This window comes from Pontibacter virosus (assembly GCF_003096355.1).
GTDB lineage: Bacteria > Bacteroidota > Bacteroidia > Cytophagales > Hymenobacteraceae > Pontibacter > Pontibacter virosus.
The window spans coordinates 33658-48615 of record NZ_QEKI01000008.1 but is presented as its reverse complement, the minus strand read 5'-3'; the positions used below and the strand labels follow the sequence as shown (position 1 = coordinate 48615).

Sequence of the window (14958 nt, the reverse complement as noted above, 5' to 3'; positions counted from 1 at the left end):
ACTTATATTTAAAACATGAAGAGCAAAGAAGAGATTGTAGGCGACTGGTTACCACGGTATACCGGAGTGCCTTTAAACGAATTCGGCGAGTACATTCTGCTCACCAACTTCATCAACTACGTGCGTATGTTCGCCGACCGCTTCGGCGTGGAGATAAAGGGCCTGGACAAGCCCATGCAGACGGCTACGGCCAATAACATCACCATCATCAACTTCGGTATGGGTAGTGCCATGGCCGCCACGGTGATGGATTTACTTTCCGCCATTAAACCAAAGGCAGCCCTTTTCCTGGGTAAGTGCGGTGGTTTGAAACGAAAAACAGCCATCGGCGACCTGATCCTGCCGATCGCGGCTATTCGTGGCGAGGGTACATCCGATGACTACCTGCCACCAGAAATCCCGGCTTTGCCTTCATTCCGCCTGCAGCGTGCCGTTTCGTCCATGATCAAGAAGCACGAGATGGACTATTGGACCGGCACTGTATATACTACGAATCGCCGGGTATGGGAGCACGACGAGGACTTCAAAGAATACCTGCGCCAGATCCGTGCCATGGGCATCGACATGGAGACCGCTACGATCTTTACCGTGGGCTTTATCAATGAAATTCCCCACGGCGCCCTGTTGCTCGTGTCGGATAACCCGATGATTCCGGAAGGCGTGAAAACCTCGGAAAGCGACAAACTGGTGACTACTAATTATGTAGAAAAACACCTGAGCATCGGTATAGACTCCCTGATCGAACTGATCAACTCCGGTGAATCAGTGAAACACATGCGTTTCGAATAAGCAGATACATGAAAAAAACACTACGCTCCTTTGCAGCTGCCGCCCTGCTGGGCCTCACCCTCCTGAGTAGCTGCAACACCAGTACTTCCGGCAGCGAGTCGGTTGACCTGATCGTGTACAACGGCAACGTGTACACCGTGAACGAGAACTTCGACCGGGCAGAGGCCTTTGCTGTGAAAGACGGCAAGATCGTGGCCGTGGGCACAACTGCTGACATCCGGGGCAAGTATAGCGCCACCGAAGAACTCGATGCTGAGGGCAAATCCATCTACCCTGGTCTGATCGACGGACACGCCCATTTTTTTCGCTATGGTCTGGCCCTGCAGTCGGCTGACCTGGTGGGCACGACCTCGTTCAAAGAAGTAGTGCAGAAGGTGGTTGCCCAGCAGAAAGCCTACCCGGAGGCGGACTGGATCACGGGTCGCGGCTGGGACCAAAACGACTGGGCGGTGAAGGAATTCCCAACCAAGGACACGCTGGACCAACTCTTTCCGGACACCCCCATCATCCTCACCCGCATTGACGGCCATGCCGCGCTGGTGAACCAGAAAGCCCTGGACCTGGCTGGCATTACCCCACAGACTAAAATGGTGGGTGGCCTGGTTGAAGTGGAAGGCGACAAAATGACCGGTATCCTGATCGACAACGCCATTGACCTAGTGACGGCTAAAATACCGGAGGCTGACGAGCAGGAGCAGCGACAGGCACTGATCAATGCCGAGAATAACTGCTTTGCCGTGGGCCTTACCTCCGTAGCCGATGCCGGACTGGACAAGTCCACCGTTGACCTGATGGATGCCATGCATAAGAGCGGCGAGTTGCGCATGCGCGTGTACGCCATGATGAACCCGAGTAAGGCAAACCAGGACCATTATTTTGCGAACGGACCTTATAAGACCGATCGACTGAACGTTCGCTCTTTTAAGGTATACTCCGATGGAGCACTTGGTTCGCGTGGTGCTAACCTTCTCAAACCTTACAGCGATAAGCATGGCCATTATGGCTTCCTGCTGGCATCAGAACAGGAGTTCCGTGATTTGGCAGTTTTGATGAACCAGCATGGTTTCCAAATGAACACCCACGCCATTGGTGACTCGGCCAACCGTCTGCTGCTCGACATCTACGGAGAAGTGCTGAAAGAAAAAAATGACAAGCGCTGGCGCATAGAGCACTCCCAGATCATCAACCCTGCCGATATGGACAAGTTTGGCAGGTATAGCGTCCTGCCATCGGTACAGCCGACGCATGCTACTTCGGATATGTACTGGGCCGGTGACCGCCTGGGCAAAGAACGCATCGCTCATGCCTACCCTTTCAAGCAACTGCTGGATCAGAACGGCTACATCCCACTGGGCAGCGACTTCCCGGTAGAGGACATCAACCCGATTTTCGGCTTCCATGCCGCCGTAGCGCGTCAGGATGGTGAGAATTGGCCGGAAGGTGGTTTCCAGATGGAGAACGCCCTGAGCCGTGAAGAAGCCCTGCGTGGCATGACGATCTGGCCTGCGAAAGCCGCCTTCGAGGAAAATGAAAAAGGCAGCATCGAGCCCGGAAAGTTTGCCGACTTCATCATCTTAGACCGCGACCTTATGAAAGTGCCTAACGACCAGATGCGCGGCCTGCAGGTACTCCGCACCTACGTGAACGGCGTGCAGGTATACAAAAAGTAAATTGAGTTGGGGAGTTAAGGAGTTAGAAGATAGCGACGTTACAATGCAACCTCGTGCCGGAATGGAAAACGACTTCAGAGACAGGTATAAAAAAGCAACCTCTCGTAGGGACAGGTCGCGACCTGTCCGAATCGAGCAACAGAATAGTCTGAATCAGGATTTACAGAATTAAAGGATTAACAAGATTCAGGATTTATAATTAAGGATTCGGTTTAAATTCTCTATGCGGAAATCCTGTAAATCTTAAAATCCTATAAATCCTGATTCAGACAAAGCAAAAACGGCAGCCCGATCAGGCTGCCGTTTTTTTATCTGTACCTTTCAAGCAAACTGCTATACCTAGCTTGCTACTGCCTCTGCTTCACCTTGCGGCTCCAGCGATCTTTTGCCTTTGATCAGCGACAGGAAGATCAACCCGAGAGCGAAGAAGATGATCAGGGCGAGTATGCTGTAGCGCATAGAGCCGGTTATTTGGGCAATAGCGCCATAGGCCAGCGTGCCAAGCATGATAGAGACCTTTTCCGTGATGTCATAGAAACTGAAATAGGATGCGTGGTCTTTCGTGGTGGCCGGAATTAGTTTAGAGTAGGTAGAGCGTGAAAGTGACTGGATTCCTCCCATCACAGAACCAACTACAGCAGCTAGTACATAAAACTCAAGGGCAGTAGTCGTAAAATAGGCAGCGATACAAATGCCGATCCAAATAACTACCGCAACGATTAAAGCCCTGATATTGCCATACCTGGCAGAAAGTGCCGCAAAGCCGTAAGCACCGGCAATGGCTACCAGCTGAATGATCAGGATGGTGATGATCAGGTTGTCACTAGGCAGTTTCAATTCCTCTATTCCGAAAATAGTGGCCACGTACATCACCGTCTGCACCCCCATGTTAAAGAAAAAATAGGCCAACAGGTAGCGTTTCAGCAGGCGCAGTTCCTTCACCTGGTTCAGCACTTTTTTCAGTTCCTTCACGCCATTCAATACCCAGCTGCCCTGCGGATTTTTCTGATAGACATTGGCAGGTAGGTGGTAGAAGGTATACTGCGCAAAGCCAAACCACCACAGGCCGGTGGTCAGGAAGGCAATGCGGGGTGCCAGGCTGGTGTTGTCTGCCGCGATGCCGAACCACCCCGGCTGCAGGATCATGGCCAGATTGAAGAGAAGTAAAAGCACGCTGCCCACATACCCCATGGCAAATCCGCGGGCACTCAGCCGGTCATACTGGTCTTCGGTGGCGATCTCTGGCAGGTATGAGTTGTAGAATACAATACTTCCTGTGAAACCAATGGATGCCAGCATGAATAGTACAACCGAGATCGAAAACGTTTCCCTTGTAAAGAAAAACAGGCTGGCACAGGAAATCGAACCCACATAACAGAACAGCTGCATAAACAGCTTCTTGCGCCCGCTGTAGTCAGCTATGGCCGTCAGGAAGGGATTCATGAGCACGATCAGCAAAAAAGAGCCCGAGACGGCATACGAGAATAGCACGGAGCTCTGAAGTTCTAACCCGAAGAAGTTGACCAAGGTATCGCCCGTTTCAGGATGCTTGGACACCGCACTGTAATAGATCGGAAAGATCGTAGAGATAATGACCAACGAATACACCGAGTTGGCCCAGTCATACACGCACCAGGCTCTGGTGATGGTGGGGTTGTTTTTTTGCATAGCTGAAATATAGCAAAATATTTACTCAGCGTACGCGTACCTTGGTGTTCGCTTCGGCTTTTGTCAAAATCTGCAGGATCAGGTCCCATAAATGCTCGTAAGGCACAATCTCGATCTCAGCGTAAGCATCGCCGGGAGCGGGCGTATCCAGCAGTTTTTTGTAAAGCGATTCGCCTTTTGTCTGGCAAACCACCGCATCATAATCCTCGGTCACGGTTAGTACCAGCAGTTTCAAAAATAGTTTACTACGCAGACTGAAGGCGTCTTTTAAGTGTGTGGATACATACTTCTTGATACTCTCAATGCGGTAAAGGAGGGCCTCCGTTTCGCCTTTCTCTAGCAAATAGATGAACTGCAGCGTAAGAATAGCCACGTTGAAGCCCAGCTTATCTTTGCTATACTCCGGCAGCGATAGTAGGTAAGGATTGTTGGCCTCTCCTTCCGGAACAGTCGCCTGCGGATAAATCAGTCTGAAATAGGAACGGTACAGCATCCAACGCTCTTTCGCAATAGTTGGGATCGTCTGCAGGCCGCTGTTTTCGAACACCTGCAGCAGTAACATATCTGCCAGGTCGTACCTGCGCGCATGCACCGCCAACAGGAAGTAGTTTTCCATGTAAGCGAACCAGTTTCGGGTCGAGGGCTGGTAGAGCTCAAGGTTGTCCTGCGCATACATCAATCCATCGCTTAACTGTTTTCCCCTTAAGTGGGCATAAACCATGATGAAGTTGTTGTATGTGAGATCAAAACGATGCGCATTGATTTTATTCTGCTCTACCAACCTGAGAGCATCCACCGTAATCGCAATAATATCCTTAAAATTACCTTCCAGTTCGTGGTACCAGATATACGTTCTGTAATAGGCGTAATAGGCGCTAAAGGTGCCTGATTCCTCCCAGAGCTTTTCCAACTGTTTTATCAAGAGTGGTAGCTGAGGCAAAAACTCCTTTCTGGTTTTAGTTGATTTGCGGAGTTGCATGTTAATGTGCTGAAACAGCGAAATCGCTTCTCGTTCCTTTACAAAACGTTGCATCGTCATTTTCAAATCGTCCTGCGCTGCCGTGAACTTTTTGACCAGTCCCTGCTCAGCATAGCTAAGGGTAAGCAGTTCCAGTGAGGATACTTTTAAGTCGATAAAATCAAACTCCTGCGCCATACCCAATGCTTTATTGGCCAGACTGATTACCAGATCAAACTCATAGCGTGCACGCACAATATTCGCCTGATAAATCAAGCTATTGCATTGTATTTCCTTTTGACGGACAAAGTTTGTCGTCACTTTTTCGGCGTTTACATAATTCAATTCATTGAAGAGCTTCTTCTTCACCCGATGCTTTAGCATTTTATACCTCACATCATTTGGGTTAGTATCATAAAGGTCTTTTGCTGCCTGTTCGTCAGAAGTGTAATGCCCAAGTTCTATTCCCTGGATAAACTTTTTCTCCTTTATACTCTGCTTAGGTACATCCAGCAAAGCAGTTTCTGCCTGGCTACAGGAAAGAACGATCTCAATCAGTTTTTTAATTTCCTTCATGCAAAAGATCAACTAAGAATGTTATAAATTAGAAATACATTAGCTCTCAACAACGTTTATGGAGCGTCGATAACTACTATTTGCTCCTAATTTTAGACCCAAAGCTACGTGTGCGCGTTACCTTTTAACTATATATTAGATAGCAATATATATATATTAATCATAAAACCAATAATTTTATGTTTGTTATAAATTAAGTAATAATTAAAATTAATATATTAATAGTTACTTTTGTTTAAAAACTTTCTTTTCTTTTCATTCTATCTATGTGAATCTTTGTTACACTATAAACCGATTTAACCCTAGAAACCATGGCAACTATCATCATCACAATCATTCTGAACCTTTTGCTCGGCACTCCTACTGATACTACTAAAGAGCAGGACAAGAAAACAAACAACACAACCACTACAACTGACAAATCTAAAGATACCATGAAACTCATGGGTGGTTCAGGCACCTGGACTAACATCGAAAAATAGGGTTGTTGGTCGTACTTGGGAATTGCTATATTTTCCATAACTTGCCTTTACCCGATTTTAGCCAAAGGGAGACAAGATATAATGCGGAGAACTCAAGCATTCCTAATAAGCTTACTCTTACTACTATTAAATTTTTGCGGTCAGCCGGCACGGCAGCCAGACGAAGTCCGTCTGCGTTTGGCTATAGATCCTGGGAACATTAGCCCCATCAGCTATAACTCTCAGGAAGCCTTGCAGATAATCAACCTGCTTTACCAGAGTCTGCTGACTGTAGATCTTGAAGATAACGAATTGAAGCCGGGTCTTGCCTCCGCTTTTCCGGAAGTGGAGCGCAAGGACTCGCTTACTTTTTTCCATTACCAGCTGCGCCCCGAAGCTGAGTGGTCTGATGGCAGCCCGGTAACTGCACAAGACGTGGCCTTCACCCTGAAGGTGCTCAAGTCTCCTTTCATCCGAAACGAGAATATACGGTCACAGATTGAGTTTATACACGATATACAACTCGACGCATCTGATCCCAAAAAATTCACGCTGATATGCCAGGGCTTTACGCCTGAAATGCAATTGCTAACAGGAGATTTTTTCATCCTACCCTCCTATCTCCTCGATCCACAACAGGCATTTGCTACTATACCTTTACAAGCCTGGTCCACGGCTGACAGCTCCCGGTATAACACGGACCGTACGCGGGCTGTGGCGGCGCGCTGCAACAAGCTGGGATCTCCTGAAAGTAAAGATATTTTGCAGGGAAGCGCCGGCTACCAGTTAGCGGAGTGGGCTACGGGCCAGTACGTTGTATTAAAGCGGAAAGAGAATTGGTGGGGGAAAAACACGGGCAGCACCACCGGCTACCTCACGGCCAATCCGGACCAGATAAATTTTCAGATCATCCCGGACAATACCACCGCCCTTCTCGCCCTCAAAAACGCACAGCTTGATGTACTGGACAATATACCTGTCAATGACTTCGAAAAGCTCCGCCAAGATGAAGGCTTCCTGAAAAACTACGAGCTCCATACCCCACAAGGCTATGATCTGATCTACGCCGCCATCAACACGCGCAAGCCAAAATTACGTGACAAGCGCACCCGGCAGGCCATTGCCCACCTGATGGACATACCCGGCATGATCCGGGTTAGCCAGCAGTCGTACGCGACACCGACGGTGGGCCCTATACCTCCTGACCGGAAAGAACTGTATCACCCACAGTTACAGCCGCGCAGTTACGATCCCGGGCAGGCCACTACCCTGCTGAAATCAGCCGGCTGGATTCAGGAACAAAAAGGTTGGTACCGCAACATAGATGGTCAACGGCAGGACCTGCGCATTGAGTTGCTTTACAGAGCCGGTAATACGATGTATGAGCAAATGGCCCTTATCTTTCAGCAACACGCGGCACAAGCTGGCATACCTGTTACCTTGCTGCCACTTGAGGGAAATGTCTACAACCAGAGGATAGACCAACGGGACTACGACATGCACTTCAGGGGGATATCCGGGAACCCCTTCGTTTTTAATTTCAAACCGCTGTTTCACACCAGCTTTGCCGGACCGGGCGGATTCAACACGACGGGGTTTGGCACACCAGAAAGCGATCAGCTCCTGAACCAGATCAACGAAGCTGAAAACGAAACAGATAAGGCCCGACTGTTGCACAGGCTACAGGAAATTATTCAGGAAGAAGCTGCCTTTGTGCCGCTTTATTTCAGAAAAGAGAGGATTGCCATACACAGCAGGTTCACGGATACTAAAGTGTCAGGCATACGCCCACACTATGACCTGAGTTCGTTTATGCTTAAGCCTTAAACATGCCATGGCCAGTTTTGTATTCAGGCGGCTGCTTTTGGCTATACCCACACTTTGGTTCATTGCTTCGGCCATATTCTTGCTGAGTAAACTGATGCCTGGCGCATTTGGAAGCGCATACCTGGCACAGCAGGAAGCTGGCTACTTTAGCCGCAGCGATGCAGCCTCACGCGAACACAGCTATCGCCAGTTTTTAAAAACAACCGGACAGGACCTCCCGCTCTTCTATTTCAGCATCACGTCTGCGGCCTTGCCCGACACCCTGCACCGGGTATTTCCGGAGCGCGATCGTGCCTTCCTGGCAAAACTTTCCTGGCAGTATGGCGACCCCGATGCGGCCACCCGTTTTTTCCGAAGCACAAAGACCTTAGAGGCAAGCCTGTCCGAAACAGAACGCCTGCAGGTACAGGAACAACTTTACACGATTTACAGCCACAAAGACGCTGCCGAACTTGAGCAGGCCACAGCAGGTATAGCAGATCAACTGTCTACGACTAAACTCTTAGAAAGCCATTTTCTGGAGAGTAGTGCCCAGTTGCTGGCAAGTTCTCCAGGCTATACCTATCTTTTTCCGTCGGTGCAGTGGCATGGCTCTCAAAACCAGTACCACCGTTGGCTGTCCGGTTTGCTCAAAGGCAGCCTGGGCACTTCGCTGCGAGATGGCCGTCCGGTGGCCACCGTGCTGGGCGAAGCGATCGGAAACACCTGGTGGCTGCTGTTGGTGAGTGTGCTACTCGCCACCTTGCTGGCCATGGAACTGGCCATCCTGATGGTAAGACGCTCAGGCCGCATCTGGCGCAGCACGCTTCTGCCTTCCCTCTTCTTACTGGATAGCATTCCGCTCTTTGTATTGGCGATGCTCTTGCTGGTGCTGCTGGCGAGCCCAGCTTTTCTGCAGCTCTTCCCCGTTTACGGTATGGGTTATTACAGTGCCTACGACCAGAATTGGCTGGAGCAACTCGGTCAATGGCTGCAGTTTATGGCACTCCCGATGATTTGCCTGGTGCTGGCCAATTTGCCCTATCTCACCAATCAGTTTTACCAGGCTGTAGTAGCAGTTGCTGGTCAGGATTACATCAGAACGGCTCGGGCAAAAGGACTTTCAGAGCACCGCGTCATTCGCGGCCACATGTTACGCAATGCCCTGCTGCCTGTCATCACGCTTCTGTCTGATTTTCTGCCCGCCCTGGTAGCGGGTGCAGTTATCATCGAGACTATTTTTGCTATACCTGGTGTAGGACGTTTGCTTATCGATGCGGTATTGGCACGTGACTACCCCATTATAGTGGGCATCGTCGTTATTGTCGCGGTCTTCAGGTTGCTGTCGCACCTAGTGTCTGACCTGCTTTACGCCCTGGCTGACCCACGCATACGCACGCACGCCACATGAAAAACCTGTGGCACATAGCGCATGATCTGTGGCAAGCGGCACCCGCCTTCCGACTGGCTTTGCTATACCTCGCTTTACTGACAGCAGTTGCATTGGCGTTACCCTGGCTACCGCTTGCCTATGGACCAAACGAACTGGATCTGGAGCAAATTTACCAAGCGCCTTTTGAGTGGGGGGCTGATGCGGGCAAAGCCAGGCACTGGCTCGGTACCGATGGGCTGGGACGTGATGTACTGGCCAATACACTTTATGGAGCCCGTACAGCATTTGCTATCAGTCTGCCTGTGATGGCGATCGCCAGCCTGATTGGTTTGACACTTGGAGCCATGGCAGGACTTTATGGTAACCGCCGACTGCAGATGGGCCGGGCCCTGCTGGCAGCTCTGCTTTTCGGTTTGATACCCATAGCCTATTATGGCATCTACCTTCCGGCCCTGCTAAGCAGCCAGGGCGCAACCTATGCTGACTTCATTCTGACAAGTATAGTGGCTGTGTTAGTAAGCTTAGTCCTGGTATTTGTCTTAACAACACTTTTCAGACGGCTCCCTCTGCTAAACAAAAAAACTTTTTTTCCTACTGACGAGCTGTTGTTGAGACTGATTGAGGTGCAGACCAGCATTCCAAGACTGGTGCTGATACTAGTATTGGCAGCCATCGTGCCTCCTACCCTGCCGGCCTTGTCTGTGCTGCTGGTGCTCACCTTCTGGACAGGAACAGCGCGTTTGGTCAGAGCGGAAATGCTGCGTATCAGAGAGCTGCCCTTTTTCGAGGCTGCAACCAGTCTGGGATTTACGCAAAGGCGCCTCTTAGTTCGCCATGCACTTCCGCACCTGCTGGGGCCAGTACTGGTTGCATTTTCATTCGGCTTGGCAGGTTTGCTGATGTTGGAGTCCACACTATCATTCCTGAACATTGGCGTAAGTACCGACTTGGTGAGTTGGGGAAGAATGATAGCAGGTATACGCACCAATACTGCCGCCTGGTGGCTGGTGGTTATACCTGGCGCCTTACTCTCGCTGACCGTGTTAGCCCTGCAGACTTGCAGTTATTATGTGCTCCGTTCTCTTCAGAATAAAAAGTAATCAACACACGTTACTTTTTATCAGATCTAGCTCCCAGTATATCTCTACTTAAAGACACAAGGGCTATATGATTTCATTTTATTTAATTTTATTCATATTAAATAAACATTAAATACAAGTTACTTATTACAATTATGTTTCCTGTGTTAGGATAAGGATGTGCTGTATCATTGTATCATACTAAACCAAACCACAACCTGTCATATGAAAACCTATGAAAACTCTGCGTCTACGCCAACTAACGTTGGTAGTCGCAACCACTTAAAATCATCGAAACCCATTACCCAAAACGAGGAATCGATTGAGTACTCTACTATTGATGGGGAGGTAATCAATTCGACGTTAGGGTCAGATGCGGTAAAGAAGGGAACTGGTCTATTTATAGGCGATTATTTTGTAGGTATACTTGACTCGCTCTCAGGAATGAGCAACGTGCCCTACCTACGCTACTAATATCAGCCGTCAAGGCGACTACACCTCGATAATAGAATAGAATAGAATAAGATTGAGTAGATAATATTAGTGTTGGTTGTTTGTGTTTAGATTAGGCATTTGCCCTGCAGTCTCCTGCAGGGCATTTGTTTTTAGGCCTAAAAGTACGTTTATACCCACCCTTTGCGCTCGGTGAAATGATTGCAACCAAACTGTGCGCCTGTGATCATTTCGAATCTTCTAGGTTTTTTGTCTTCCGGTCCCTCGTGCACCAATGGCAGTACGTAAGAAGGCTCCAGGGCGTGTTGCCCGGTTAGCTCGTCACACAGGCCAAATTCATTGCTTTGAAGTTGAACTTTGTTTTGGTCTTGTTCCCAGTGATTGCAGTTATTGCATATAGCTTCCATATCTAAAAAGTTTAAAGTCTCACATTGTTTTACTATACCTTTTTACCTGCCTTTACCCACAACAGTTTGCATACGAGCGCTGTTATTCAGTAATTTAGAATGAAGCTAAACAATAGTTACCTTCTGAATTTTAAAAATCCCTTCGATAAGCGGCTTGTTAATTGATTAGTATAAATCGAGAATCGAATCGTCTCTGTTGCAAGCCCTGCTATACCTGAACCAATTCGAGCAAGCTTGCAAAACAGCGTATTTAGACCGAAATTGGCGGGAAAAGCGCTACATGAAAATCAAGCTCATTGCGATCGGCAAAACAGACGAGGCATTTCTGGAGGAGGGTATACAGAAGTATATGAAGCGGCTGAAGCACTACCACTCATTCGAGTTTACAATTATACCTGACGTGAAGCAAGGGGGTAAATTCACAGCCGATAATTTGAAAGAGGCCGAAGGAAAACTGCTGCTGCAAAAAATTCAGGACGGTGATCATGTAGTGCTACTCGACGAGAAAGGCAAAACCTTCACATCTAGTGAGTATGCCCACTTCCTGCAAAAGAAACTAAACTCCGTTACCACCAACCTGGTCTTCATAATCGGGGGCGCTTACGGTTTTTCCCCCACCATGTACGAGCGGGCAAACGACAAAATCTCACTTTCTAAAATGACTTTTTCGCACCAGATGGTCCGACTGTTTTTCGTGGAGCAGCTATACCGAGGTTTTACGATTCTGAGGGGCGAGAAGTACCATCATGATTGAGTTTGGTTATGGTCTTGTACATGCTGTGGCGAGGCGTAAGCCGTAGCTTGAGCATGTGCCTTGTTATCTTGAATTGTTTTTCCTTTTTGGCTTATTTTCTTGTTTGTAGTTTAAGGTTAAGGTTTAGCTTTTGAAGCTCTATATAAAACTCTGTAGAATCAAGTGCAACAGGTTGTGTTCCTTGCCTTTTGTCTATAATCCAGAACTTTACTTCTTTATTAATCCTGTTTTGGATGTTTCTCGCGATGATATATTCTGAATTAAAAGCGTAGTGAGTCACTTCTTCAGGAACTACAGTCTGTCCACCGCTTCTCTTTTCATTCCTACTTAATAAGATTTGAGATTCTCTTCCGTCGCCCATATAGTAATAGTTACTACCCAGCTCTTCTATATTATTTGTGTGGTCATACAGATATGATTGTAAAGATAGAGCTACAGCGACTAAAAGGATTTTCTTCATCTTAATTTATAACTCCAATCACGGCCAACTATCAGCTAGCAGGAGTATCTTCTCCCACTAGCTGCACTATGTGTGGAGCATCTTAGCTACCTTTCAGTATGTGTCGGTAGCGACGGCTATTACTCTCAGTAACTTTCATAGTGCAATACTAATATACCTCTTTTCAGCAAAAAGTAAAGCAAACACACGAATCCAAGAATAATAGATAATCAGGAAGCAGCAACGTTTGGCTGCTTGCAAATTCCAGGTATTATTGCTGATTTTAACTGCTGTATGATGTGAATAGTTGGTAAACGGCAGGTATACATCAACCAATACAAAAGAGCCTGCAGGTTCACACCTACAGGCTCTTTTGGGTTATGCAGCAGAGAGCAAGGGATTCGAACCCTTGATACCCTTTTGGGGTATACACACTTTCCAGGCGTGCTCCTTCGACCACTCGGACAGCTCTCTATTATGAGTGCAAATATACGCCAATAACTTAAACTATCGCAAATTTTTGCCTTTCTATACCTGATAAATAATCATGTCTGGCTAAATGGAGATCTCGCCTCGCAGGTTACTGGCAAGCAGCTCACGGGTTTGCGTGGCCGGCAAGTCAAGGCCCAGCACAAACATCAGTTTCGTGATCGCCGCTTCTGTCGTGATATCGTCACCTCCGATCACACCCATGTTGAGCAAAAACTTACTGGTTTCATAGCGGCCCTGGTCTACCCTGCCCTCGTCGCACTGCGATACGTTCAGAATATAAATCCCTTTTGACAGGGCATCTTGCAGCATCTCGAGCAGCCAGCCTGCTGTGGGGGCATTGCCTGCACCAAATGTTTCAAGCACAACCCCACGCAGTCCCGGCGCTTCCAGTACACCGCGTATCACCTGCGGCGTTATACCTGGAAATAGCTTCAGTATGGCCACATTGTCATCCAGATGCTGATGCACATGCAGAGGTTTTTCCGGATGCGGAAGCATGGCATTTTCATAAAAATCAATGCTGATACCGGCTTTGGCCAGCAGCGGGTAGTTCTCCGACTTAAAAGCATTGAAATGGCGGCTCTCTACCTTCTTGGCCCGGTTACCCCGAATCAGCAGGTTGTGGAAATAAATACAGACCTCCGGCACCACGCTCCAGCCGTTGACTTTAGTAGCCGCTATCTGCAGGGCCGAAATCAGGTTGGCGCGGGCGTCGGTGCGGGTACGACCGATGGGCACTTGTGCACCCGTAAAGATAACTGGCTTATCCAGGTTCTCGAGCAGGTAGCTGAGTGCAGAGGCGCTGTAGGCCATGGTATCGGTGCCGTGCAGTACGACAAAACCATCATAGTCCGCGTAGTTATCCCGAATCAGGTTGGCCAGCATCAGCCAGTCGCTGAGTGCGACGTTAGAAGAATCGATGGCCGGTTCGATGCTCAGCACCGTCAGCAGGTACTTAAAATTGCTCAGTTCAGGAACCTTCTCCAGTATCTGGCTAAAATTGAAAGGCACCAGGCTATGCTTTTCATCATATACCATACCTACTGTGCCACCGGTATAAATGATCAGAATGGAGGCATCGGAGTGCGCAGGTGCGGCAGTGTCGATGCTGGTTTTGACTACGTTCATCGCTTAGAGTTTGAAGAGGTTGAGGGCATTGCGAGTCGTGGTGGCAGCCACTTCCTCTACTGGTTTCTGCATCAGTTCAGCCACGCGGCGGGCCACTAAGGGCAGGTATACGGGCTCGTTGCGTTTACCCCGGTGCGGGACGGGCGCCAGGTAGGGGCAATCGGTTTCCAGTACCAGGTCATCCAGTTGCACATGCGGCAGCACTTTGTCAAGGCCACCGTTTTTAAAAGTAGACACGCCGCCTATACCCATCAGAAAACCAAGTTCCTTAACCTTTGCGGCCTGATCCTCTGTGCCCGAAAAACAGTGAAATATACCTTTCAAACTGCCATCCTGCGCAGCCGCGATGATCTCGTAGGTTTCGTCAAAAGAGTCGCGGGTGTGGAGCACGATCGGGAGTTGGTACTTCCTGGCCAGTTCCACCTGCACTTTCAGCGCCTCCTGCTGCTGTGGCAGAAAAGTCTTATCCCAATACAGATCGATGCCGCACTCTCCCACAGCCGCAAACCTTCGCTTGCCGAGCCACTCCTCCACCAGGTATAGCTCCTGCTCAAAATCCTTGTTTACCGAAGTCGGGTGCAGGCCCATCATGGAAATGCATTGCTCGGGGTGCTTCTGCTCCGTTTCCAGCAACACATCGATGGAGGTATGGTCGATGTTGGGCATATAGATCTTCTCAACCCCCTCGGCCAGCGCCCGTGCAAGCGCCTCGTCGCGGTCCTGCTTAAACTGCTCTGAATAGATGTGTGCGTGCGAATCAATTAATGTCATGTGTGCCGTTTTGAATCAAATTATCTCTGTGCAAAGGTCCGAACTTATGGCAAAGGCTGCAAGTGCTACAGCGTATCACCTCTAATATGGCAGGATTTGCCGGTCGAATTGTTA

14 protein-coding genes and 1 tRNA gene are annotated in these 14958 nt (G+C 48.7%); 8 read left to right on the top strand and 7 right to left on the bottom strand.

The genetic code is table 11. The features are described from left to right. Positions 1-15 precede the first annotated feature (15 nt). Complete coding sequence (locus C8E01_RS13065; protein ID WP_116543894.1) at positions 16-789, top strand: AMP nucleosidase; 774 nt, start codon at positions 16-18, stop codon at positions 787-789. An 8-nt stretch (positions 790-797) separates the two neighbouring features. Beyond that, complete coding sequence (locus tag C8E01_RS13060) at positions 798-2459, top strand: amidohydrolase (RefSeq protein WP_116543893.1); 1662 nt, start codon at positions 798-800, stop codon at positions 2457-2459. Positions 2460-2798: 339 nt separating this feature from the next. Here C8E01_RS13060 and C8E01_RS13055 read toward each other — a convergent pair whose 3' ends face one another. Both C8E01_RS13055 and C8E01_RS13050 read right to left on the bottom strand, forming a co-directional pair. Next, positions 2799-4127, bottom strand: coding sequence for an MFS transporter (locus C8E01_RS13055; RefSeq protein WP_116543892.1), 1329 nt, complete (start codon positions 4125-4127; stop codon positions 2799-2801). Positions 4128-4152: 25 nt separating this feature from the next. Then, positions 4153-5661, bottom strand: a complete 1509-nt coding sequence (locus C8E01_RS13050; protein WP_116543891.1) for a hypothetical protein — start codon at positions 5659-5661, stop codon at positions 4153-4155. Between the two features lie 311 nt (positions 5662-5972). On the opposite strand from C8E01_RS13050, the gene C8E01_RS21665 reads away from it, so the two are divergent. The 5 genes from C8E01_RS21665 to C8E01_RS13030 all read left to right on the top strand — a co-directional run bounded on the left by C8E01_RS21665 (position 5973) and on the right by C8E01_RS13030 (position 10874). Continuing rightward, positions 5973-6143 carry a hypothetical protein gene (locus C8E01_RS21665; protein ID WP_165820633.1) on the top strand — a complete coding sequence of 57 codons (171 nt, stop codon included), beginning with the start codon at positions 5973-5975 and terminating at the stop codon, positions 6141-6143. Positions 6144-6374: 231 nt separating this feature from the next. Then, positions 6375-7949 carry an ABC transporter substrate-binding protein gene (locus C8E01_RS13045; protein WP_243409561.1) on the top strand — a complete coding sequence of 525 codons (1575 nt, stop codon included), beginning with the start codon at positions 6375-6377 and terminating at the stop codon, positions 7947-7949. Positions 7950-7956: 7 nt separating this feature from the next. Next, positions 7957-9339 (top strand): ABC transporter permease, encoded by a 1383-nt coding sequence (locus tag C8E01_RS13040; RefSeq protein ID WP_116543889.1) that lies wholly within the window; start codon positions 7957-7959, stop codon positions 9337-9339. Beyond that, complete coding sequence (locus C8E01_RS13035) at positions 9336-10421, top strand: ABC transporter permease (RefSeq protein ID WP_116543888.1); 1086 nt, start codon at positions 9336-9338, stop codon at positions 10419-10421. The genes C8E01_RS13040 and C8E01_RS13035 overlap by 4 nt, the downstream gene beginning before the upstream one ends. 204 nt (positions 10422-10625) lie before the next feature. Then, a complete protein-coding gene (locus tag C8E01_RS13030) occupies positions 10626-10874 on the top strand; it encodes a hypothetical protein (protein WP_116543887.1) in 249 nt (82 codons plus the stop codon). 149 nt (positions 10875-11023) lie between these two features. Here the strand turns inward: C8E01_RS13030 and C8E01_RS13025 are convergent, their stop codons facing one another. After that, positions 11024-11260, bottom strand: a complete 237-nt coding sequence (locus C8E01_RS13025; RefSeq protein WP_116543886.1) for a hypothetical protein — start codon at positions 11258-11260, stop codon at positions 11024-11026. Between the two features lie 280 nt (positions 11261-11540). Here C8E01_RS13025 and rlmH point away from each other — a divergent pair, with 280 nt between their 5' ends. Beyond that, positions 11541-12014, top strand: a complete 474-nt coding sequence (gene rlmH, locus C8E01_RS13020) for a 23S rRNA (pseudouridine(1915)-N(3))-methyltransferase RlmH (RefSeq protein WP_116543997.1) — start codon at positions 11541-11543, stop codon at positions 12012-12014. Between the two features lie 91 nt (positions 12015-12105). Here the strand turns inward: rlmH and C8E01_RS13015 are convergent, their stop codons facing one another. The 4 genes from C8E01_RS13015 to C8E01_RS13005 all read right to left on the bottom strand — a co-directional run bounded on the left by C8E01_RS13015 (position 12106) and on the right by C8E01_RS13005 (position 14844). After that, positions 12106-12474, bottom strand: coding sequence for a hypothetical protein (locus C8E01_RS13015; protein WP_116543885.1), 369 nt, complete (start codon positions 12472-12474; stop codon positions 12106-12108). 365 nt (positions 12475-12839) lie between these two features. Continuing rightward, positions 12840-12927 (bottom strand) — tRNA-Ser (locus tag C8E01_RS21660). A gap of 81 nt (positions 12928-13008) precedes the next feature. Further along, positions 13009-14073 (bottom strand): asparaginase, encoded by a 1065-nt coding sequence (locus C8E01_RS13010; protein ID WP_116543884.1) that lies wholly within the window; start codon positions 14071-14073, stop codon positions 13009-13011. A gap of 3 nt (positions 14074-14076) precedes the next feature. After that, positions 14077-14844 (bottom strand): TatD family hydrolase, encoded by a 768-nt coding sequence (locus C8E01_RS13005; RefSeq protein ID WP_116543883.1) that lies wholly within the window; start codon positions 14842-14844, stop codon positions 14077-14079. Positions 14845-14958: the final 114 nt, after the last annotated feature.

Bases quoted from the DNA above. Each gene is read 5' to 3' on its own strand.
- C8E01_RS13065 (WP_116543894.1), top strand. From the start codon at position 16: ATGAAGAGCAAAGAAGAGATTGTAGGCGACTGGTTACCACGGTATACC.
- C8E01_RS13060 (WP_116543893.1), top strand. From the start codon at position 798: ATGAAAAAAACACTACGCTCCTTTGCAGCTGCCGCCCTGCTGGGCCTC.
- C8E01_RS13055 (WP_116543892.1), bottom strand. From the start codon at position 4,127: ATGCAAAAAAACAACCCCACCATCACCAGAGCCTGGTGCGTGTATGAC.
- C8E01_RS13050 (WP_116543891.1), bottom strand. From the start codon at position 5,661: ATGAAGGAAATTAAAAAACTGATTGAGATCGTTCTTTCCTGTAGCCAG.
- C8E01_RS21665 (WP_165820633.1), top strand. From the start codon at position 5,973: ATGGCAACTATCATCATCACAATCATTCTGAACCTTTTGCTCGGCACT.
- C8E01_RS13040 (WP_116543889.1), top strand. From the start codon at position 7,957: ATGGCCAGTTTTGTATTCAGGCGGCTGCTTTTGGCTATACCCACACTT.
- C8E01_RS13035 (WP_116543888.1), top strand. From the start codon at position 9,336: ATGAAAAACCTGTGGCACATAGCGCATGATCTGTGGCAAGCGGCACCC.
- C8E01_RS13030 (WP_116543887.1), top strand. From the start codon at position 10,626: ATGAAAACCTATGAAAACTCTGCGTCTACGCCAACTAACGTTGGTAGT.
- C8E01_RS13025 (WP_116543886.1), bottom strand. From the start codon at position 11,260: ATGGAAGCTATATGCAATAACTGCAATCACTGGGAACAAGACCAAAAC.
- rlmH (WP_116543997.1), top strand. From the start codon at position 11,541: ATGAAAATCAAGCTCATTGCGATCGGCAAAACAGACGAGGCATTTCTG.
- C8E01_RS13015 (WP_116543885.1), bottom strand. From the start codon at position 12,474: ATGAAGAAAATCCTTTTAGTCGCTGTAGCTCTATCTTTACAATCATAT.
- C8E01_RS13010 (WP_116543884.1), bottom strand. From the start codon at position 14,073: ATGAACGTAGTCAAAACCAGCATCGACACTGCCGCACCTGCGCACTCC.
- C8E01_RS13005 (WP_116543883.1), bottom strand. From the start codon at position 14,844: ATGACATTAATTGATTCGCACGCACACATCTATTCAGAGCAGTTTAAG.